General features: G+C 62.5%; 18 protein-coding genes. 10 read left to right on the top strand and 8 right to left on the bottom strand.

Annotated elements, in window-relative coordinates; translation table 11 throughout:
• The first annotated feature begins 56 nt into the window (after nt 1–56).
• Nucleotides 57–1,100 carry a zinc-dependent alcohol dehydrogenase family protein gene (locus FHX14_RS29780; protein WP_184380587.1) on the top strand — a complete coding sequence of 348 codons (1,044 nt, stop codon included), beginning with the start codon at nt 57–59 and terminating at the stop codon, nt 1,098–1,100.
• A gap of 276 nt (nt 1,101–1,376) precedes the next feature.
• On the opposite strand, the gene FHX14_RS29775 is transcribed toward FHX14_RS29780, so the two are convergent.
• Entirely contained in the window at nt 1,377–2,195 is an 819-nt protein-coding gene (locus FHX14_RS29775; protein ID WP_184380585.1) for a sugar phosphate isomerase/epimerase family protein, read from the bottom strand.
• 342 nt (nt 2,196–2,537) lie between these two features.
• Between FHX14_RS29775 and FHX14_RS29770 the strand changes: the two genes are divergently transcribed.
• From FHX14_RS29770 to zwf, 4 genes are all read left to right on the top strand, one after another.
• Nucleotides 2,538–3,002: a cupin domain-containing protein gene (locus FHX14_RS29770; RefSeq protein ID WP_054181653.1), complete on the top strand. Its 465-nt coding sequence runs from the start codon at nt 2,538–2,540 to the stop codon at nt 3,000–3,002.
• A 581-nt stretch (nt 3,003–3,583) separates the two neighbouring features.
• On the top strand, nt 3,584–4,858 hold the full coding sequence (locus FHX14_RS29765) for a hemolysin family protein (RefSeq protein WP_184380584.1): 1,275 nt from the start codon (nt 3,584–3,586) through the stop codon (nt 4,856–4,858).
• Between the two features lie 56 nt (nt 4,859–4,914).
• Entirely contained in the window at nt 4,915–5,685 is a 771-nt protein-coding gene (gene tam, locus FHX14_RS29760; RefSeq protein WP_184380582.1) for a trans-aconitate 2-methyltransferase, read from the top strand.
• Nucleotides 5,686–5,970: 285 nt separating this feature from the next.
• Nucleotides 5,971–7,488: a glucose-6-phosphate dehydrogenase gene (gene zwf, locus FHX14_RS29755; protein ID WP_184380580.1), complete on the top strand. Its 1,518-nt coding sequence runs from the start codon at nt 5,971–5,973 to the stop codon at nt 7,486–7,488.
• 18 nt (nt 7,489–7,506) lie between these two features.
• Here the strand turns inward: zwf and FHX14_RS29750 are convergent, their stop codons facing one another.
• Together FHX14_RS29750 and FHX14_RS29745 are read right to left on the bottom strand one after the other, a co-directional pair.
• On the bottom strand, nt 7,507–7,827 hold the full coding sequence (locus tag FHX14_RS29750) for a hypothetical protein (RefSeq protein ID WP_012556992.1): 321 nt from the start codon (nt 7,825–7,827) through the stop codon (nt 7,507–7,509).
• A gap of 150 nt (nt 7,828–7,977) precedes the next feature.
• Nucleotides 7,978–8,370, bottom strand: a complete 393-nt coding sequence (locus FHX14_RS29745) for a hypothetical protein (protein ID WP_184380578.1) — start codon at nt 8,368–8,370, stop codon at nt 7,978–7,980.
• Between the two features lie 196 nt (nt 8,371–8,566).
• Between FHX14_RS29745 and FHX14_RS29740 the strand changes: the two genes are divergently transcribed.
• The 4 genes from FHX14_RS29740 (at nt 8,567) to FHX14_RS29725 (ending at nt 14,984) form a co-directional block, all read left to right on the top strand.
• Nucleotides 8,567–10,135: a helicase HerA-like C-terminal domain-containing protein gene (locus FHX14_RS29740; RefSeq protein ID WP_012556990.1), complete on the top strand. Its 1,569-nt coding sequence runs from the start codon at nt 8,567–8,569 to the stop codon at nt 10,133–10,135.
• 321 nt (nt 10,136–10,456) lie between these two features.
• Nucleotides 10,457–12,052 carry an ABC-F family ATP-binding cassette domain-containing protein gene (locus FHX14_RS29735; protein ID WP_184380576.1) on the top strand — a complete coding sequence of 532 codons (1,596 nt, stop codon included), beginning with the start codon at nt 10,457–10,459 and terminating at the stop codon, nt 12,050–12,052.
• A 629-nt stretch (nt 12,053–12,681) separates the two neighbouring features.
• Nucleotides 12,682–14,202 (top strand): ABC-F family ATP-binding cassette domain-containing protein, encoded by a 1,521-nt coding sequence (locus FHX14_RS29730; protein WP_184380574.1) that lies wholly within the window; start codon nt 12,682–12,684, stop codon nt 14,200–14,202.
• 167 nt (nt 14,203–14,369) lie between these two features.
• Nucleotides 14,370–14,984, top strand: coding sequence for an outer membrane protein (locus FHX14_RS29725; protein ID WP_184380572.1), 615 nt, complete (start codon nt 14,370–14,372; stop codon nt 14,982–14,984).
• 55 nt (nt 14,985–15,039) lie between these two features.
• Here FHX14_RS29725 and FHX14_RS29720 read toward each other — a convergent pair.
• The 4 genes from FHX14_RS29720 to FHX14_RS29705 form a co-directional block, all read right to left on the bottom strand.
• Nucleotides 15,040–15,985, bottom strand: a protein-coding gene (locus FHX14_RS29720) for an IS630 family transposase (RefSeq protein ID WP_184380571.1) whose coding sequence is annotated in 2 segments (ribosomal slippage) — nt 15,040–15,645 and nt 15,647–15,985 — 945 coding nt in all. Because the reading frame shifts where the segments join, the coding sequence is not laid out codon by codon here.
• Between the two features lie 229 nt (nt 15,986–16,214).
• Entirely contained in the window at nt 16,215–16,994 is a 780-nt protein-coding gene (locus FHX14_RS29715; protein WP_179613496.1) for a VOC family protein, read from the bottom strand.
• A 51-nt stretch (nt 16,995–17,045) separates the two neighbouring features.
• On the bottom strand, nt 17,046–17,513 hold the full coding sequence (locus tag FHX14_RS29710; RefSeq protein WP_037073237.1) for a DUF1579 domain-containing protein: 468 nt from the start codon (nt 17,511–17,513) through the stop codon (nt 17,046–17,048).
• Between the two features lie 141 nt (nt 17,514–17,654).
• Complete coding sequence (locus FHX14_RS29705) at nt 17,655–18,383, bottom strand: thioredoxin family protein (protein ID WP_184380569.1); 729 nt, start codon at nt 18,381–18,383, stop codon at nt 17,655–17,657.
• 85 nt (nt 18,384–18,468) lie between these two features.
• On the opposite strand from FHX14_RS29705, the gene FHX14_RS29700 reads away from it, so the two are divergent.
• Entirely contained in the window at nt 18,469–18,984 is a 516-nt protein-coding gene (locus FHX14_RS29700; RefSeq protein ID WP_184380567.1) for a MarR family winged helix-turn-helix transcriptional regulator, read from the top strand.
• Nucleotides 18,985–19,259: 275 nt separating this feature from the next.
• Here FHX14_RS29700 and FHX14_RS29695 read toward each other — a convergent pair whose 3' ends face one another.
• On the bottom strand, nt 19,260–19,682 hold the full coding sequence (locus FHX14_RS29695) for an organic hydroperoxide resistance protein (RefSeq protein ID WP_012556982.1): 423 nt from the start codon (nt 19,680–19,682) through the stop codon (nt 19,260–19,262).
• Between the last annotated feature and the right edge of the window lie 97 nt (nt 19,683–19,779).

The raw sequence follows: 19,779 nt of genomic DNA, 5'->3' as shown, positions 1-19,779 counted from the left end.
CATGCCGCATGCGATCATAGGTTCAAATCGCCTTACAGCAGCAAGGGACGACGCCGATGAAAGCCATGTATTATGAAGCCTTCGAACAGGCGCCCGAAATCCGCACCCTGCCCGATCCGACGCCTTCTGAGGACGGCGTCGTCATATCGGTCGGCGCCAGCGGGCTCTGCCGCAGCGACTGGCACGGCTGGATGGGGCACGACCCCGATATCCGCCTGCCACATGTGCCGGGACACGAGCTTGCCGGAAAGATCGTCGCCACCGGCCGCGGTGTGATGCGTTTCAAGGTGGGCGACCGGGTGACTGTGCCGTTCGTTTCCGGCTGTGGCCATTGCACCGAGTGCCATTCCGGCAACCAGCAGGTCTGCCCGAACCAGTTCCAGCCGGGCTTCACCCATTGGGGATCCTTCGCCGAATATGTGGCGATCGATTATGCCGACACCAATCTGGTGCATCTGCCCGAGACGATCGACGATGCGACGGCGGCAAGCCTCGGCTGCCGCTTCGCCACCTCGTTCCGCGCCGTCGCCGACCAGGCACGCACCGGGCCCGGCGAATGGATCGCCGTGCATGGCTGCGGCGGCGTCGGCCTGTCGGCGATCATGATCGCCACCGCGCTCGGCGCCAATGCGATCGGCATCGATATTTCCGAGGAGAAACTTGCCTTCGCGAGAGACTGCGGGGCGGTGGCGACGGTCAATGCCTCAGGCGTCGCGGATGTGGCGGAGGCGGTGCGCGAGATCACTAAGGGCGGCGCGCATGTCTCGATCGACGCGCTCGGCCACCCCGCCACCTGCTTCAACTCGATCAAGAATCTGCGCCGGCGCGGCCGGCATGTGCAGGTGGGGCTGATGCTCGGCGAATATGCCACGCCGCAAATCCCGATGGCGCAAGTGATCGGCCACGAGTTGGAGATCTACGGCAGCCACGGCATGCAGGCCTGGCGCTACGACGCCATGCTGTCGATGCTGGCGGCCGGCAAGATCGCCCCGCAGAAGCTGATCGGACGGCGAGTCAGCCTGGAGGAGGCCGTGCCGACGCTGATGGCGCTCGACAAGGCGGAGGCCACGGGGATCAGCGTGATTACGCGGTTTTCGTGAGGGAGTTTTGCTGTCTCGCCTGTGACAAGCGTGAGAGGGAACCAAGGCGCTGCCACGATTTCGCTTCTCCCCCGCGGGGGTCCGAAGGACGGGTCGAGACCTGTGGCTCGACCCCGGTCGATGCCGGCAGGCAGATGAGGGGGCTACACGGCAGATCGCTAAATTCGCTGAGTGCAAGCGAAGGGCAATGAATGGTGTGCCGCGCGGCCCCCTCATCCGACCCTTCGGGCCACCTTCTCCCCGCTGGGGAGAAGAGGGAGCGGCAAGCAACCGGCTTTATTCAGCCAAGCCAATGGCGGCGAGATAGGCAGCGGAAGCCCGGATCTTCGACTTGTCCTTGATCTCGATAATTAGACGCGGATTGCTTTCGAGCTTGGCGAGAGCGGCGAAGACGGCGTGCCAGTGGATCGAGCCCTCGCCGAGGCTCCAGTGACGATCGGCATAGCCGTCGGCATCCTGCAGATGCACATGTTGCAGGCGGTTGCCGGCGGCCTTGACGTAATAATCCACCGGCGGCGCGCCGGTATAGCCATGGGCATAATGGGCGTGGCCGGTATCGATCGAGACCGCGACGGCGGGCGAATTGAAGCTGTCGGCAAGCGCCACGCGGATATGAGGGTCCTTGTCCTCGATGTTTTCGAACACCATGGTACAGCCGATATCCTCGGCGCGCCTGACGGCATCACTGAGCGTCAGATGCACACGCTCGACCAGATCCTCGCGGGCGCCGTCATTGTTGTCGAGGTTGTTGTAGGACCACGAAGTGTAAGGGCTGTGGACGACCATCTGCGTCGCGCCGACGGCGGCGCAGACATCGAGGCCCTGCAGCAGGCGCCTGGAGACGACGGCGCGGATATCGGGATCTTCCGAGGCGATGGTAAAACCCCAGAACGGGCCGTGAATGCCGAGACGGCCGGTGTGACCGTCGAGAAGCCTGCGGGCGCGTTCGGCGAGCGGCGCCCAGTCGCCGTTCAAGACCTCGGCATCGACGAAACTCTGCAGTTCGAGATCGCGGGACTTTTCGAACAGCCAGTCGCGGTGAAGCTCGACGTCATCGAGCGTCATGGCGGCGCCGACGACGGGAAGAGAAGACATGGGTGTGCTCCATCGATGAACGCCGTGACGGCGTGGGGGATGGCCGGAACAGCCGCCGCGTTCTATGCGCCCCTTCTGTGTCGGCGGTATTACAGGCGCGGAACCTTTCGAAACGCCGCAGCCCTGTCATTTCCGCACGGCTGGCACAGCGCTGGCGGACCTTGCGAAATAGATCCGCCGCACCGATATCAGCCTCTCAGCTTCGTGAGGCATGTCCCATGCCCGAGCTATGTGGCGACGGTGCCCTCGGTAACAAGGCTGTTGTCAAAGGCGGTGCAAAGGTCTAACGGCTGCGCCCGCAAGAAAAAGCCCCGGGAGAAAAGCCCGAATAAAGAAAGGGACATGATGTCCAACTCATTTGTGACAATGCCTGCCGGCGAAGAGGCGAAGCGCTTTTTCGTCCTCGGCGACCGGATCGAGCGACAGGTCCGTATCCGCGGAACCTGGCTCAACATCTTCGACGTCACCGTACCATCAGGCAGCCGCACCCCGAAACACGCGCATGCGAGCCCGGAAGTGTTTCGCATCCTCAAGGGACGTTTGACGATCTGGCGGCTCACCGACAACGGCCCTGAGGAGATCGAGGCCGGCGCAGGCGACATAGTCACCATCCCGCCCTTCATGGTGCACGGCTATTCCAACCGCGGGATGGCCCCGGCTGTCTTTTCCGCGATCGTCGATCGCGACATGGCGGAATTCATCGAAGCGGAAGGCACGACCGAGCCGCTGAAAGCCCCCTCGCCTGAGACTATTGCCCGCATGACGGCGGCGGCCAATGCTTACGGGATCACCATTCTGGCGGCTTGATGGCGCGAGCGCGTGATGCCGGGTCCCTTCGGGCGGCTTTCGGCATCATGCGGAAACACCAACAAGATTTTTAAAACCTTCAATCAGAACGCCGCACTGCCGCCGTTTCAAAACTGTCACATCAATAGGCTATGAGGATTTTTGCTTAGCGCCTCTTGCGCCGGCACCGTTTCACCGCCAAAATTGCGACATGCCCGACAGCGACCCATCCAGTACAAGCTCCGCCCGTTCCAGCCGGGATCTTCCGGCCGAGGAAGCTGGCGACCACTGTAGACGGCGCGATGACCTCCGCCTCGCCTCGGGTAGATCCCGCAGAGAGCGGCCTTCTTCCAGATCATTGCGAATGACGCGCCGCCACATGGGCGGCTCCTGCCGAATCACTAATGTTTTTCGACCGCATTCCCGACCCTTCCGCCCGGGTCGGTCTTGCCGCCTCACGGAATTCTGAAGACCGATGAAAGCGACACTGATGTGATACGATGACGGAATGACGATGGGTGACGCTGATATAGCGTCGCTTCGAACCCCTCGCCGCGCCGCCTTGTCGATGCGGCATTGAAACCTCAACGAATAGGGTCCCTGTGTTTCTGGAAATCGGAATTGTGGCGTTTCTCACCATCGTCAATGGTGTGCTCGCCATGTCGGAGTTGGCTGTTGTGTCTTCTCGAACAGCCCGCCTAAAAGTTCTCTCCGACCATGGGAGCAAGGGGGCAGCTCAAGCCATTAAACTTGCCGAAAACCCCGGTCGTTTTCTCTCTACGGTTCAGATCGGCATTACGCTGGTCGGTGTTCTCTCGGGCGCTTTCTCAGGGGCCACCCTCGGCAGCCGCTTGACCGGATGGCTGGAGACACAGGGGATGTCATCGACGTTAGCCGACGCGATTGGCGTCGGTTCGGTCGTTGTGGCGATCACCTATCTTTCTTTGATTGTCGGCGAACTTGTTCCGAAGCAGATCGCATTGCGAGAACCCGAAGCCGTTGCGGCGAAGGTCGCACCGGCCATGGCGGTCCTTTCAAAAATCGCGCTGCCGCTCGTGTGGCTTCTGAACGCTTCCGGAAATCTTGTGCTGAAGCTCCTGGGCCAAGCCGGAAAAGGCGGCGACAACGTTTCTGACGAAGAGATCAAAACCGTTCTGGCCGAGGCGCAGTCGGCCGGCGTTATCGAAAGCGAAGAGTCCGCGATGATATCAGGCGTCATGCGCCTGGCGGACCGCACCGCCCGAGCGCTTATGACGCCCCGACGCGATGTCGAAATTATCGATATCGACGACAGCCTTGATGAAATTCGCACTCAATTGCACCGGACGAAACGGTCTCGGCTGCCCGTTCGCAAAGGCAGTTCGGACGAGGTGATCGGCATCCTTCCGGTCAAGGATTTTTACGACTCGATGTCGGAACACGGCAGTGCCGATATCAAGGCCCTGACGCAGGACGTCCCGGTGGTTTCAGACCTTTCGACCGCGATCAATGTGATTGAAGCCATCAGGAAATCGCCAGTCCACATGGTGCTGGTTTTTGACGAGTACGGCCATTTCGAGGGGATTGTTTCGTCAGGCGACATTCTGGAAGCGATCATGGGCGCTCTGCAGGAGGGACCTGTGGACGAGCAGGCCATCGCTCGTCGCGATGACGGTTCTTATCTGGTGTCCGGCTGGACGCCGATCGACGAATTCGCCGAGTTCCTGAATCTCAAGCTCGATGACGATCTCGAATATCAGACTGTGGCCGGCCTGGTGCTGGAAGAGCTGAAACATCTGCCGGAGTTGGGTGAGAGCTTCACGAGAGGCGGATGGCGCTTCGAAGTCGTCGATCTCGACGGCAGGCGCGTGGACAAGATACTTGTGTCCGCGGAGTAAAGCTCGGCGGGCGCCTCGAAGCTGCTCGACAGCTACAACATCAGGAGGTACCGCCCATGGCATGGTCCGCCAATCAATATGTGAAATTCGAGGATGAGCGCACACGACCGGCGCGCGATCTTCTGGCGCAGGTGCCGCTGCAAAGCATCGGCCGCGCCGTCGACCTCGGTTGCGGGCCGGGCAATTCGACCGAACTGATCATCGAGCGCTATGGGGCCGACGGCGTCTCCGGCCTCGACAGCGACATGAACATGCTGGAGGCGGCCCGCAAGCGGCTTCCAGGCACGGCCTTCGTCGAAGCCGATCTCGGCAGCTGGCAGCCGATGGAGCCGGCCGACCTGCTGTTTGCCAATGCCGTCTTCCAATGGCTGCCCGATCATCTCGATATTTTCGACCGGCTGATGGACGGGCTTTCCGCAGGCGGCGTGCTGGCGGTGCAGATGCCCGACAATCTCGGCGAACCCTCGCATCTGATGATGGAGGAAACCGCGCATGCAGGCCCCTGGAAGGCCGCCTTCGAAGAAAAGAGCGTGCGCCGCCAGGCCTTGGCGCCGCCTTCGGCCTATTATTCCAGGCTGATCGCCAAGGCCGCGCGCGTCGATATCTGGCACACCATCTACTATCACCCGATGGCGGATGCGGCTGATATCGTCGAATGGGTGAAGGGAACCGGGCTGATGCCCTATCTCGCCAAGGCCGGCGAAGAGTATCGCGAGGCGTTTCTGGCGGATTATCTGGGGCGGGTGGAAAAGGCTTATCCGAAGATGTCGGACGGGCGGGTGCTGCTGCGGTTTCCGCGGATTTTCATGGTGGCGGTGAAGGGGTAGTCGGTTGCTGCCGACGGGCTCGGTTTGCGTCGATAGCTGCCCCTCACCCTAACCCGACCGGGGGCGAGCGGACGTCCCATACGAGAGTTCGATGGGGAATCGAGAGGTTGCGGCTATCCCCCTTCGCCCCGTTTGCGGGGAGAAGCTGCCGGCAGGCGGATGAGGGGCAGGCCGCCCTCGGCACGCCCCAGATAATGTCAAATGCCTGTTATCCCCCGCCCGCATATGTTGCGGCGAAATCGATGCGCACTATAGTCGGCCGGAAATTCTCAGGAGATGACACACATGGACGCTGCCCCTACCCCGCCGGTCACCCTCGTCATCTTTGGCGCGACGGGAGACCTGACGCGCCGTCTGCTGGTGCCCGCGATCATCAATCTGACGCGTGAGAGCCTCGTCGGCGACGATCTCCACATTCTCGGCGTCGGCATCGAACCGGGCGACGACGAGTTTCTGCGCCGGCGGCTCGACGAATTTCTCAATCATCTGAGCGGCGAACAGCCGACGCTGAAGGACGAGGCCTGGGAAAGCCTGCGCCGGCGCATTTCCTATATGGCGGGAGATTTCACCAAGGACGATATTTTCCTCGAAATCGGCAAGCGGCTGGGACCGGATGCCAATGCCGCTTTCTATCTGGCGGTGCCGCCGTCCTTCTTCGGCTCTATCGTCGAGAAACTCGCCGCCCATGGACTGACCGACGAGAAGGACGGCACCTTCCGCCGCGTCGCCATCGAAAAGCCGTTCGGCACCGACCTCGCCTCGGCGCGAGCGCTGAATGCGCAGATCCTCGCGCAGATCGCAGAAAGCCAAGTCTATCGGCTCGACCATTTCCTCGGCAAGGAGACGGTGCAGAACCTGATGACGGCGCGTTTTGCCAATATGATCATCGAGTCTTTGTGGAACAGCCGCTATATCGACCATGTGCAGATCACCGCCGCCGAGATCGTCGATGTCGGCAGCCGCGGCAAGTTCTACGATGCGACAGGCGCGCTGCGCGACATGGTGCCGAACCATCTCTTCCAGCTCTTGGCGATGATCGCCATGGAGCCGCCGAACAGCTTCGATGCCGAGGCGATCCGCAACGAGAAGAGCAAGGTGCTGAAAGCGCTGCGCATCTATACGCCCGAGGAGGCGAAGACGCATGGCGTGCGCGGCGCCTATACCGCCGGGCCGCTCAACGGTGCCGATCTTCCGGCCTACCGCGACAGCAAGGACGTTTCGCCCGACAGCCGGACCGAGACCTATGTGGCGCTGAAGCTCTATGCCGATACCTGGCGCTGGGCCGGCGTGCCCTTCTACCTCAGAACCGGCAAAGCGCTGACGGCGCGCGACACCGAGATCGTCATCACCTTCCAGCCGGTGCCCTTCGCGCAGTTCCGCGAGACCGAGGTCAATCGCCGCCTGCCGCCGAACCGGCTGGTGATCCAGGTGCAGCCGGACGAGGGCATGAGCATGGAAATCTCGATCAAGTCGCCGGGGCTCTCGGTCGAGACCACGCCGGTTTCCCTCGACTTCCGCTATGCCGACAAGTTCGATATCGGCAAGACCACCGGTTATGAATCGCTGCTCTACGATCTCTTTATCGGCGACCAGACGCTGTTCCAGCGCGCCGACGGCATCGAGGCCGGCTGGGCTGCGGTGCAGCCCTTCCTGGATATCTGGGGCAAGGATGAGAGTGTGCCCGACGCTTATGCGCCGGGCAGCATGGGGCCGGCCTCAGCCGACCAACTCATCGAGCGCGACGGGCGGCGCTGGCATGAACTCGGCGTGATCCTGCAGCAGGACAAGAAAGAGGGCAAATAGCGCCCTTCCCTCGTCCTGTCAGTTTCCGCGATCACGGCATGCCGGGCTGAGGGAAGCGCCGCTGTTGCCGCCTTCAGTGGCAAGGGCGCCGCGGGCCTTGCGCGGCGGGCAGCGCGCCCAGTCGACCCGGCCGCTCGGGACGCCGTTGTCGACGCTGCCGGTTTCGATCGAGTCGAGCGGGATGACCAGCCCGCTTTCCGGCTCGTTGCCCGGCGAGGTGCCGAGCGGCGGCGTGCCGTCGAACCGGCCGCTGGCATCCATGCCCATATTCGACTGGGCGAGAACCGGGGTGGAGAGGCTGAGGAGAGCGATCGAGGCTGCTGCAATAAACCTGCGCATGATGCTATTCCTTCTGATTTCAGCGATGCTGATAGAAACAGCAATCCGGCTTGCTTGTTCCCTATGGAACGGGCGCAGATGATCAAAGTTTGGCGAGGGGAATGGAGCCCCGCAACGACGCCGCAGGGCTCCTTCTGTTCGGCTGTCGTTTTAGACGAACTGGCTGAGGCCGGGGACGGAAGCCACGACTTCGTCGACGACCTCTTCGCCAGCATATTGCTTGGCGATTGCGATGGTTTCCTTGGCGAGCGAGGTGATCTCGCCCATGCCGAGGCCCTCGCCCATCAGCTGCTGGCCGAGGCCCATGATGCCGCCGCCGCCGAGCGAGTTCATCAGCCCGCCGAGCAGACCGCCGCCGCCGGCGCTTGCGCCGTTGAACTGGGCGACGAGATCGCCGCCGCCGGGGATCGCCTCGATCATCCGGGCGACCGGACCGTCGGCGGCCTCGCGCTGCAGGAAGCCGAGCATCATGCCGAGCGCCTTTTCGGCCAAATCAGGCGCGATACCCACACGATCGGCGATCTGGGTCACAATTTCATTCATCGTCAGCCTCCTGTTTTTTGACGTTAACGTCAGCGTTAATCGAGATTCGAGCGCAACTCAATGTCCGGTTTTGCTTTCGATGCAAACAGTTGTCCGCATCCGCCTGCCTGCTTATAACAGAGAAACGATGGTTCGATGAAGGCGGCGCAAGCCCGTCTTCCGACAAAGAGCGGCAGCGCCGAAGGGAGAATTGCGGATGATCGAGGATGGCAAGATTTTCATCGGCGCGAGCCGCAATCCCGACGACAGCATCAACAAGCCTGAATATCTCGATCTGAAATTCGGCAACCGCCACGGCCTCGTCACCGGCGCCACCGGCACCGGCAAGACGGTGACGCTGCAGGTGCTGGCCGAGGGCTTCTCCCGCGCCGGCGTCCCGGTTTTTGCCGCCGACATCAAGGGCGATCTTTCCGGCATCGCCGCCAAGGGCGAGGCCAAGGATTTCCTCACCAAGCGGGCCGAGCAGATCGGCTTCACCGACTATGAATTCGATCAGTTTCCGGTGATTTTCTGGGATCTGTTCGGCGAGAAGGGCCACCGGGTGCGCACCACCGTCGCCGAGATGGGGCCGCTGCTGCTCGCCCGGCTGATGGATGCCTCCGAACCGCAGGAGGGCGTCATCAACATCGCCTTCAAGATCGCTGACCAGGCCGGGCTGCCGCTGCTCGATCTCAAGGATTTCACCTCGCTGCTGAATTATATGGGCGAGAATGCCGGCGAGCTTTCCAATCAGTACGGGCTGATCTCCAAAGCCTCGGTCGGCTCGATCCAGCGAGCGCTGCTGGTTCTCGAACAGCAGGGTGCGGAACATTTCTTCGGCGAGCCGGCGCTGAAGATTTCCGACATCATGCGCACCAGCAATAACGGCTACGGCCAGATCTCGGTGCTTGCCGCCGACAAGCTGATGATGAACCCGCGCCTTTACGCCACCTTCCTGCTCTGGCTGCTGTCGGAGCTGTTCGAGGAACTGCCCGAAGTCGGCGATCCGGACAAGCCGAAGCTAGTGTTCTTTTTCGACGAAGCGCATCTGCTCTTCAACGACGCGCCGAAAGTGCTGACCGAACGGGTCGAGCAGGTGGTGCGGCTGATACGCTCCAAGGGAGTCGGCGTTTATTTCGTGACGCAGAACCCGCTCGACGTGCCGGAAACGGTGCTCGCCCAGCTCGGCAACCGCGCCCAGCATGCGCTGCGCGCCTATTCGCCGCGCGAGCAGAAGGCGGTGAGGACCGCGGCCGATACCTTCCGCCCCAACCCGGCCTTCGATTGCGCCACCGTCATCACCAATCTCGGCACCGGCGAGGCGCTGGTCTCGACGCTCGAAGCCAAGGGCGCGCCGTCGATCGTCGAGCGCACGCTGATCCGCCCGCCATCTGGCCGCGTCGGGCCGGTGACGGATGCCGAGCGCCAGCAGATCATGGACAGGAGCCCGGTTCTCGGCGTCTATGACGAGGACATCGACCGCGAATCCGCCTTCGAGATATTGGCGGCCCGCGCCAAGAAGGCAGCCGATGCCGATGCCGCCAAACGGGCGCAGGACGAAGCCGCAGAACAGCAGCCGGGCACCACCACCTCCGGCTGGAGCTTGCCGGGCTTCGGCGGCAGCAATGACGACAACCAGCAGGGCCGCGGCCAATCACGCGGCCGGTCTTCCGGCTACCAGCGCGAAACGGTGGTGGAAGCGGCGATGAAGAGCGTGGCACGCACAGTGGCGACCCAGGTCGGCCGGGCGCTGGTGCGCGGGATCTTGGGAAGCTTGAAGCGGTAGGCGTTTCTAGGGGCACGCCCCTCATCCGCCTGCCGGCACCTTCTCCCCGCATGCGGGGAGAAGGGGATGTGCCGCGACCTCTCCGTCCCCCTTGCCTCCAGCAGGGCACGTCCCCTCGCCCCGTTTTATACGGGGAGAGGATTAGGGTGAGCGGCAGCTTGCTCTTCCTCTAGAAGGAGGCAAGATCGTTCCCCGCCTTGAACCGCAAGCCTTCATCCCCTAAATTACCTGCCATCGACCATTTCAACAGGATGTGTGCCGCAATGGATTTCAACCCGATCGCAATGCCAGTTCGCCTTGCCAACGGGGAAATCCATATCCATGCCTGCATCCATCACTCTATCCAAAATTTCATGGGCCACGCCTGACGGGCGGCCGCTTTTTTCCGGTCTCGATTTGAGTTTCGGGGCGGAGCGTATCGGTCTGGTCGGGCGCAACGGCGTCGGCAAGACGACGCTGCTGAAGCTCGTTTCAGGTGACGCCAAGCCGCACTCGGGAACGGTATCGGTCGGCGGCAGCCTCGGCATCCTGCGCCAGAACGTGCAGGTGGCATTTCACGAAACCATCGCCGATCTCTTCGGCGTCGCCGGGGCGCTTACGGTTCTCCGCCGCGCCGAAACCGGCGACGCAACGGCCGACGAGCTCGCCTCGGCCGACTGGACGCTGGAGGCGCGCATCGCAGTTGCGCTCAATCGAACAGGGCTCGACGCACAGCCGGAAACGCCGCTCGCCGAACTTTCCGGCGGGCAGCGCACCCGGGCCGGACTTGCCGCGCTTGTTTTCACCGAACCGGATTTTCTGCTGCTCGACGAACCCACCAACAATCTCGACCGCGACGGCCGCGAGGCGGTGATCGCGCTGCTATCGGGCTGGCGAGCCGGGGCGATCATCGTCAGCCATGACCGGGAATTGCTCGAAAGCATGGATGCGATCGTCGAACTGACATCGCTCGGCGCGACGCGCTACGGTGGCAATTGGAGCCATTATCGCCAGCGCAAGGCGCTGGAGCTTGCGGCAGCAGAGCACGATCTTGCCGATGCCGAAAAGCGCATGGCCGAGGTCGCGCGGAAGGCGCAGGCGACGGTGGAACGTCAGGCGCACAGGGACAGCACGGGGCGGAAGATGGCCGCCAAGGGCGGCATCCCGCGCATCATGCTCGGCGGCATGAAGGAGCGCAGCGAAACGACCGGCGGCGACAATGCCCGCCTTGCCGAACGCCGGCGCACCCAGGCGCTGGACGAGGCGAAGGCCGCGCGCGAAAAAATCGAGATCCTGCAGCCCTTGTCGGTGACCTTGCCGCCGACCGGACTGGCGGCCGGCAAGATCGTGCTGCGGGTGGATCGTATGACATCGGGCTATCGGCCGGGTGACCCCGTCATCGGCGATCTCTCCTTCGACGTGACGGGGCCGGAACGCATTGCCGTCACCGGCCGCAACGGCTCGGGCAAGACGACGCTGCTTTCGCTCATCACCGGCGAAATCAAACCCTGGGCCGGCACGATCGCCGTGATGACCGACTTCGCGATGCTCGATCAGAAGGTCAGCCTTCTCGATCCGTTGGCCTCGATCCGCGACAATTTTCGCCGGATCAATCCGCTTTCCGATGAGAACACCTGCCGGGCCGCGCTTGCCCGCTTCATGTTCCGGGCGGACGCGGCGCTGCAGACCGTCTCGACGCTCAGCGGCGGGCAACTGCTGCGCGCCGGCCTCGCCTGCGTTCTCGGCGCCACACCACCGCCGCTGCTGATCCTCGACGAGCCGACCAACCACCTCGACATCGACTCGATATCCGCGGTCGAGGCGGGCCTCAGCGCCTATGACGGGGCGCTCATCGTCGTCAGCCATGACGAGACGTTTCTGGAAAGCATCGGGATCACGCGGCGGCTGGAATTGGCTGGCGGTGATCCGGCGGGTTAGGCGGCACTCATTGAGGCACGCAGCCCATAGGGCGGAGCCTCGAGGGACGCGTCCAGCACCGCGTCTTGCGCCCATCAACGCCGGTGGCCGACCTCGTCCTTCGAGGCCCCTTCGGGGCACCTCAGGATGAGGTCGGAGAAAGGCCGCGGCACCCTCCAACCTCCCTCATCCTGAGGCGCGTAGGCCAAAGGCCGGAGCCTCGAAGGACACGCTCCAGCGCTGCTCCTTGCGTCCAACCACCAGTGCACCCGCCTCGTCCTTCGAGGCCCCTGCGGGGCACCTCAGGATGAGGCTCTCTTGGGCGCCGGGGAACGGCGCCTCCCTTGCCTCCTAGTCCAGGCAATGGTATTTCAATCCTGCAACCCTTTCGAGAAGGGAGGATCACGCTATGCAATATTATTTCCGGCATCATCGCCAGCGTGGTCCCGTCAACGCCTTGCAAATGCGTTTGCAGGGCTGACCAGAGACGGTTTCTCGACATCTCTTCCTGGTCTGCCCCTCGTGGCCAATGCGGCGCCGTGCGAAATACAGCGCCCATTCCTGTAATTTCCCGGGCCCGATAGGCGCAATTCCGTGATGGCTGAACGCCCCGGATCGCGTCGACACCCGGTCAAGACCAGAGAACGTTCATGACCCTCATCAATATCCGCAATCTCGGCGTGACGCTGGGCAATCCGCTGTTTACGAAACTCAATCTTGTCGTCAATTCAGGCGACCGCATCGGCCTCGTCGCCGCCAACGGGCGGGGAAAGTCGACGCTGCTTGCCTGCATCACCGGCGCGCTGGAGCCGAGCGAGGGCGAGATCACCAAGGCGCGCGGGCTGACCGTCGGCCATGTCGCGCAGAACGTGCCGGCGGCACTGTTCGACACGCCGTTCTACGATGCGGTGCTGCAGGCGCTGCCGGCCGATCAGGCCGACAGCGAGAGCTGGCGCGTCGACGTGGTGCTGGAATCGCTCGAGGTGCCGGAGGTGATGCGCTGGCGGCCGCTGAAGCAGTTGAGCGGCGGCTGGCAGCGGCTCGCCATGCTTGCCCGCAGCTGGGTCAGCGAACCCGACGTGCTGCTGCTCGACGAGCCGACCAACCATCTCGACCTCGAAAAGATCGCGCAGCTGGAGGGCTGGCTGAATGCACTGCCGCGCGACGTGCCGGTTATCCTCTCCAGCCATGACCGCGCCTTCCTCGATGCGACGACCAACCGGACGCTGTTCCTGCGGCCGGAGCAATCGCAGGTCTTCGCCCTGCCCTATACCCGGGCGCGCGCCGCTCTCGACGAGGCTGACGCCTCCGAAGCCCGGCGCTATGAGCGGGACATCAAGGTGGCGGAGCAATTGCGCAAGCAGGCGGCCAAGCTCAACAATATCGGCATCAATTCCGGCAGCGATCTGCTCGTCGTCAAGACGAAGCAGTTGAAGCAGCGGGCGGAGAAGCTCGAGGATGCGGCAAAACCGGCGCATCTCGAGCGCTCGGCCGGCGCCATCCGGCTTACCAACCGCGGCACGCATGCCAAGGTGCTGGTGACGTTGGAGGATGCGGCGGTGAGGACGCCGGATGGAACGCTGCTGTTCAAGACCGGCCGGCAATTCATCTGCCAGGGCGACCGGATCGTGCTGCTCGGCCTCAACGGCGCCGGCAAATCGCGACTGGTCTTGATGCTGAAGCAGGCAATCGAAAGACGGGAGGCGGGACAGGATGGCATCAAGGCGACGCCGTCGGTCGTTCTCGGCTATGGCGACCAGGCGCTTGCCGATCTGGCCGACCAGGATAGGCCGATCGGCACGATCATCCGCCGTTTCGATGTCGGCGACCAACGGGCGCGGGCCTTGCTGGCCGGAGCCGGCATGACGATCGATATGCAGGCAAAACCGATCGGCCAGCTTTCCGGCGGCCAGAAGGCGCGGCTCGGCATGCTGGTGCTCAGGCTGACCGAGCCGAACTTTTACCTGCTCGACGAGCCGACCAACCACCTCGACATCGAGGGGCAGGAAGCACTGGAGAGCGAGCTGATGGCGCAGGAGGCGAGCTGCCTGCTGGTCTCGCACGACCGCAGTTTCGTGCGGGCGGTGGGAAACCGGTTCTGGCTGATCGAGAAGAAGAAGTTGGTGGAGGTGGAGAGCCCGGAAGGGTTTTTTGCTTCGGTTGCGGGATAATGGGGATGATCGGTGGTGGGGCGTGCGGTGCCGCGCCCTCCGCGATCGGCCCGCAACAAATCTCAACGTTAAAAGACACTCCGCAACATCGGGGCGGGGCATGTTCTAGAGGGTCGGGCGGTGTCGCGACCGCCCTCTTTTGCTCCCAATGAACACGAGGCATCTTCATGCATATCAGACTTATCGCCTGCGCCGCCCTGGCGCTTTCGGCCGCCGTTCCGGCCGTTGCCGCCGACCTCACTTACGAGACGCCCGCTCCCGCCGCCGAGCAGATATCCTCTGCCTATAATTGGTCGGGCTTCTATCTCGGCGGCCAGGGCGGATATTCCTGGAGCCAGACGAAGATCCTCGGCTCGGATGAAAATATCGACGGCGGCACGGCCGGCCTGCATGCCGGCCATAATTTCCAATCCGGAAATATCGTCTACGGCATCGAGAACGACTTCAACTACAACTTCAAGAAAAACGACGATGCCAACCTCGAATGGGATGCATCCGGCCGGGCGCGGGTTGGCTACGCCTTGGATCGAACCCTGTTCTTCGCAACCGCGGGTGTGGCGGCCGGCGGCGGCAAGGTCGACATTCCCACCGCTGGAAAGAAGGACGGCATCCTGATCGGCTGGACGGCCGGCGGCGGCATCGAACACGCGGTCACAGACCATATTCTGGTGCGCGGCGAGTATCGCCATTCCGATTTCGGCAACAAGGACTTCGGCTCCGCCATCGGCGATGTCGGCGCCACGCAGGACAAGGTTCTGTTCGGGACAAGTTACAAGTTCTGAGGGGAAGACCGGCGACACTCCCGCAAGTTGCCCCTCACCCTAGACGGTTTTGCATTTAGGTTGACCCATATCCTGCGTTTCGAATGTAGTTTGCGCATTCGTTTGGTTTGATTGTCTCTATGGTTCGAGCCAAGGCGTCATGGACTGTGTCTTCGGAACGGGCCATTGCGGTGCGCATGGCCTGTTTGATCTTGGAGAAGAGCTGTTCGATGGGATTGAGGTCAGGGCTGTAAGGGGGCAGGAAGAAGAGCTTTGCCCCTGTCCTTCTGATAGCCCGACGCACCGCCAGGCCTTTGTGGCTGCCGAGATTGTCGAGGACAACGATATCTCCCGGTGACAAGGTCCGAACGAGTTCCTTTTCGACATAGGTCAGAAAGGCATTGGCATTGATCGGCCCGTTGAGGACCCATGGTGCATCGAGCCGGTCGTTTCTGAGGGCTGCGACAAACGTCATCGTTCTCCAATGACCGTGCGGGACATGGGCGATCAGGCGTTTGCCCCGTTCGCCCCAGCCCCTGAGCGGCGCTATATTCGTCTTCACCCAGGTTTCGTCAATGAACACAAGGCGATCAGGATTGATCTCGCCTTGATGGCGCTTCCACCGTTCACGTTGGCGGGCCAGCTTCGGCCTGTTCTGCTCTGCCGCCAGCACGGTTTTTTTTGAAGCTTTTGCCTTCGCGATGGAGAAAGCGGCAGATATTGGCTGGATGGACTTTGAGGCCGCGATCCTGCAATCCCCGCGCCAGCCACTCAAGCGTCACATGCTCCGGCCCATCGATCATCGACAAGACCCAGACGCGATGCTCGCCGCAGATCAACGCCCGTCGATGACCGCCCATCTTGCCAGGCTCAACACTGCCGGTACGGCGCTGGCGCTGCGCCCACTTGATCACGCTCGACGGCGCGACATTCAGAGCGGCGGCAACCGCATGACATGTCTCGCCTTGCCCCACACGGGTCATCGCCAGTTCTCGCAAATCCATCGAATAAGCACGACCCATCGAACAAGCCTCCATGGCTCATTCAATCAAATCTGATTTGCGACAAAAACGGAATCCCGATTCAACCAAGTCGCAATCTGCTCTAGCCCTCTCCCCGTAAAACGGGGAGAGGGGACGTGCCCTGCGAGGCGTGAGCGAGGGACGGAGAGGTTGCAACATATTCCCTTCTCCCCGCGCGCGGGGAGAAGGTGCCGGCAGGCGGATGAGGGGCTGCGGTTGAAATCAACAGCTACCGCTTCGGAGCCACCAGGCAGAAAAAGGCGCCTTGCGGGTCCATGGCCTGGATGATCCAGCTGCCGCCGGGGACTTCCATCGGACCGTGGACGACCTTGCCGCCACCCGAGTTGACGCGTTCGATCGCGGCATCAAGCGCCGGCACGATGAAATAATAGCTCCAGAACGGCATCGGGATGTTTTCCGGCTTGGTCATCATGCCGCCGATCTGCTTGCCGTTGCGGGCGAAGAGGTAGTAGACGCCCATCGGGCCCATGTCCATTTCGCTGTCCTTGGTCCAGCCGAACAGCTTGGAATAAAAGGCGACGGCGTCTTTGCCGTTGCCGGCATAGAGTTCGTGCCAGCCGATATTGCCAGGGGCATCGGGTGCCAGTTCCGGCCAGGTTTTGTCCATCGGCGCCGGCGTCATGATGCAGAGCACTGCGCCATGCGGATCGGCGACGACGGCGAAGCGGCCGATACCGGGGATATCGTCCGGCGGACGGCGGACCGATCCGCCATTGGCAACGAAATCCTTGGCCGACTGATCGACGTCGTCGACATCGACATAACCCGTCCAGTTCGGCGGAATGCCCTTCCCCTCGAGTTCGGCCGGAAATTCCATCAGGCCGGCGACGCCGATGCCGTTCGCCTCGAAGATCGTATAGGTCGGCATGCCCTCCACTTTCATCTCGGAGGTGGTCCAGCCGACGACCGAGCTGTAGAATTTCGCGGCAGCCGATGTGTCGGGGGTCATCAACTCGCACCAGATGAACTTTCCATGCGTCTCAGACATCGTACTCTCCCTTTAGAGGCGCCCCTTTTCAAGGTTCGAGCGCCGTGATTGTCAGATCTGCCGGGCGTAATGCGCTTCCATGAACTGTTTCCAGGCGCCATCAGGCTGCCTGGCGCTGGAGATGAAGGTGCGGTGATCGGCGTCGACGAAGGTGATCTGCTCGCGGTAATCGGCAAGACCTTCGCCGTTGAAGTCGGGCCCTGTCGTATAGAGGTCCAGCACATTGCCCGAAGCGTCGAGTTCGCCCTCGTAGACCCACATGAAGTCCATCATGCTGCCGATCCAGCTGCCGACATACTTGGCCTTTGCGGCGTTGTAGCCGAGCGTCAGGATGCTGGCGGCCTGTTTGCCATCCGGCATGCGGCCGGTGCCCTCGGCGACGAACCAGATACCGTGCAGCGAGCGGACGGTCTCCGTCCAGGGCTCGCCGCCGGACATTTCCGGTGCGGTGACGGTCCAGTCGCCCACCAGTCTTTCCAGGAAGGAATGTTCCTTCAGCACTTCTGCGGTCTTCATCATCCTTCTCCCTTGTGATGTCCGCCAATGGCTTCGTCAGCGCAATTCCCAGGAAGTCGCCTGGTGACGTCTGCTCGAATTTGCGCTGGCCAGCCAGGGCATGATGCCGAAAACCGCTGACAGTTTCCGGCATCATGCTTTGGCTCAGTGACAGCAGGATGGCGCCTTGGGGGCCTCCTCATATTCGTCATGACGGCGCACGAAATTCATCGTGCTGTCCTCGTTGCGGCCTTTCGGGGCGCGGTCGAGGATCATCAGGGTGCCGATCAGTTCCTCCGGCCCGCGGGCGTAGCTCGAATAGGTATGGAAAACCTCGCCCTTGTCGTTGCGGTAGAAAGCGCTCAGACCCGGCAGTTCGTCATTGGCGTCAGCCGGCTGCATGGGAGTGAAATTGTAAAAGACCTTGTCTTTGGCAAGATCCTCGGGGCTGAAAGAGACATGATAATCGAAATTGAAGTCGCTGCCGAAGGAGGAGACCCAGGGAAATTTCCAGCCCATGCGGCTTTTGTAGGCGGCGATCTTGTCGAGCGGCGCGCGTGAGACGGCGACCCAGGTGACGTCGTGATGGTTGAGATGCGGCAGGGCGCCGTCGACGTGATCGGACAGGAAGGAGCAGCCGGGGCAGCCGGCATCCCAATCCGGGCCGAGCATGAAATGATAGATCAGCAACTGGCTGCGCCCGTCGAAGAGATCGGCGAGCGATTTCTTTCCCTCGGGCGTGTCGAAGACGTAATCCTTGTCGACCTTCACCCAGGGCAGCGCCAGCCGTTCGGCGTTGATGCTGTCTCGCAGCTTCGTCGCCTCCTTTTCCTTCAGCAGCAGGGCACGGCGGGCTTCGATCCATTGCTCACGGGACACAACCTCATTCTGCATGGGATGCGCCCTCCTCCGGCGCTGCCGGCGAGCCGGCTCTCTCCTTCTCCTTGACTAAATACATTGATATCAATAGAAATAGAGCATGTCAAATTCGGTCGAGATTCCCTTTTCCACGACGCTCTTGGTGCGCGACACCTGCCTCTGCCTGCATGTGCAGCGGGCGGCACGGGCGCTCGCCCGGCTGTTCGACGATGCGCTGCGGCCGGCCGGGCTGACCAACGGGCAGTTTTCGCTGATGATGTCGCTGAACCGGCCGGAACCGCCGCCGATGGGACCGGTCGCCGCGCTGCTTGCCATGGACCAGACAACGCTGACGGCGGCGCTGAAGCCGCTGCAGCGCAAGGGCTGGGTGACGGTGATGGAAAATCCGAAAGACCGGCGTGGCCGGCTGCTTGGTCTCACGCCCGATGGCAAGGCTGCGCTGGCAAAGGCGCTGCCGATCTGGAAAAGCACGCATGCCGCCCTCGACGACGCGCTGCCGGAAGGCGGCCCCGCACGGCTGCGGCAGGATCTGCAGGCTGTAGCAGGGATGACCGGTGAGACGGTGAAAGCCTCCCCTCGCCGGCCGCGTCGCAGCGGGCGGGCGATGGCCGGTTAGAGCGGGCGGAGCTCGCCTTGGGTTCTCAAGAAATCGCGTCGTTCCGCCATGCAACCACAGTGGCCGGGCGTGGGTGCTCGGGTCAAGCCCGAGCACGACGGAGATTGAGGGGTACGCTTGGCTAGAGGCGAAAGGTCGCCCCTTGCTCCGTCGTCCTCGGGCTTGACCCGAGGACCCATGTGACGAGCACGCCGTTCGTGTCAGCAGCAAGAAAAGCGACGGCCTCCAACCGAAGTCGGAAGCCGTCGCCCGCATTTTCACCGATAGCGTCTGGATCAGGAGACCGTGACCGGAACTTCGGTCGAGGTGCGCATGGCATGGCTGTAGGGGCAGACGATGTGGGCTGCGGCGGCGAGCTTTTCGGCGGTTTCGCGATCGAGACCGGGGATGTTGACCGTCAGGGCCACTTCGATGCCGAAGCCGGTGCCATCTTCGCGCGGGCCGATGCCGACCTTGGCGGAGACCGTCGTTTCCTCGGGAATCTTGACCTTCTGCTGGCCCGCGACAAATTTCAAGGCACCGAGGAAGCAGGCGGAGTAGCCGGCGGCGAAGAGCTGCTCGGGATTGGTGCCGGTTGCGCCGTCGCCGCCGAGTTCCTTCGGAACGGTCAGCGTCACGTCCAGAACGCCGTTTTCGGAAACGGCGCGGCCGGCGCGGCCGCCGGTGGCAGAGGCTTTGGTCGTATAGAGAATAGGCATGACGATCTCCTTTGGTTGGCCCTTCGATCGGGTTGGATTTTCACTATCGCACAATTAAATTGTACGCAAGTGAATTTTGCAAATTGCATTTCGACAT

It is taken from the genome of Rhizobium sp. BK619 (genome assembly GCF_014195245.1).
Taxonomy (GTDB): Bacteria; Pseudomonadota; Alphaproteobacteria; order Rhizobiales; family Rhizobiaceae; genus Rhizobium; species Rhizobium acidisoli.
The sequence above is the reverse complement of the archived record's forward strand: the minus strand, read 5'-3'. Positions and strand labels throughout refer to the sequence as shown.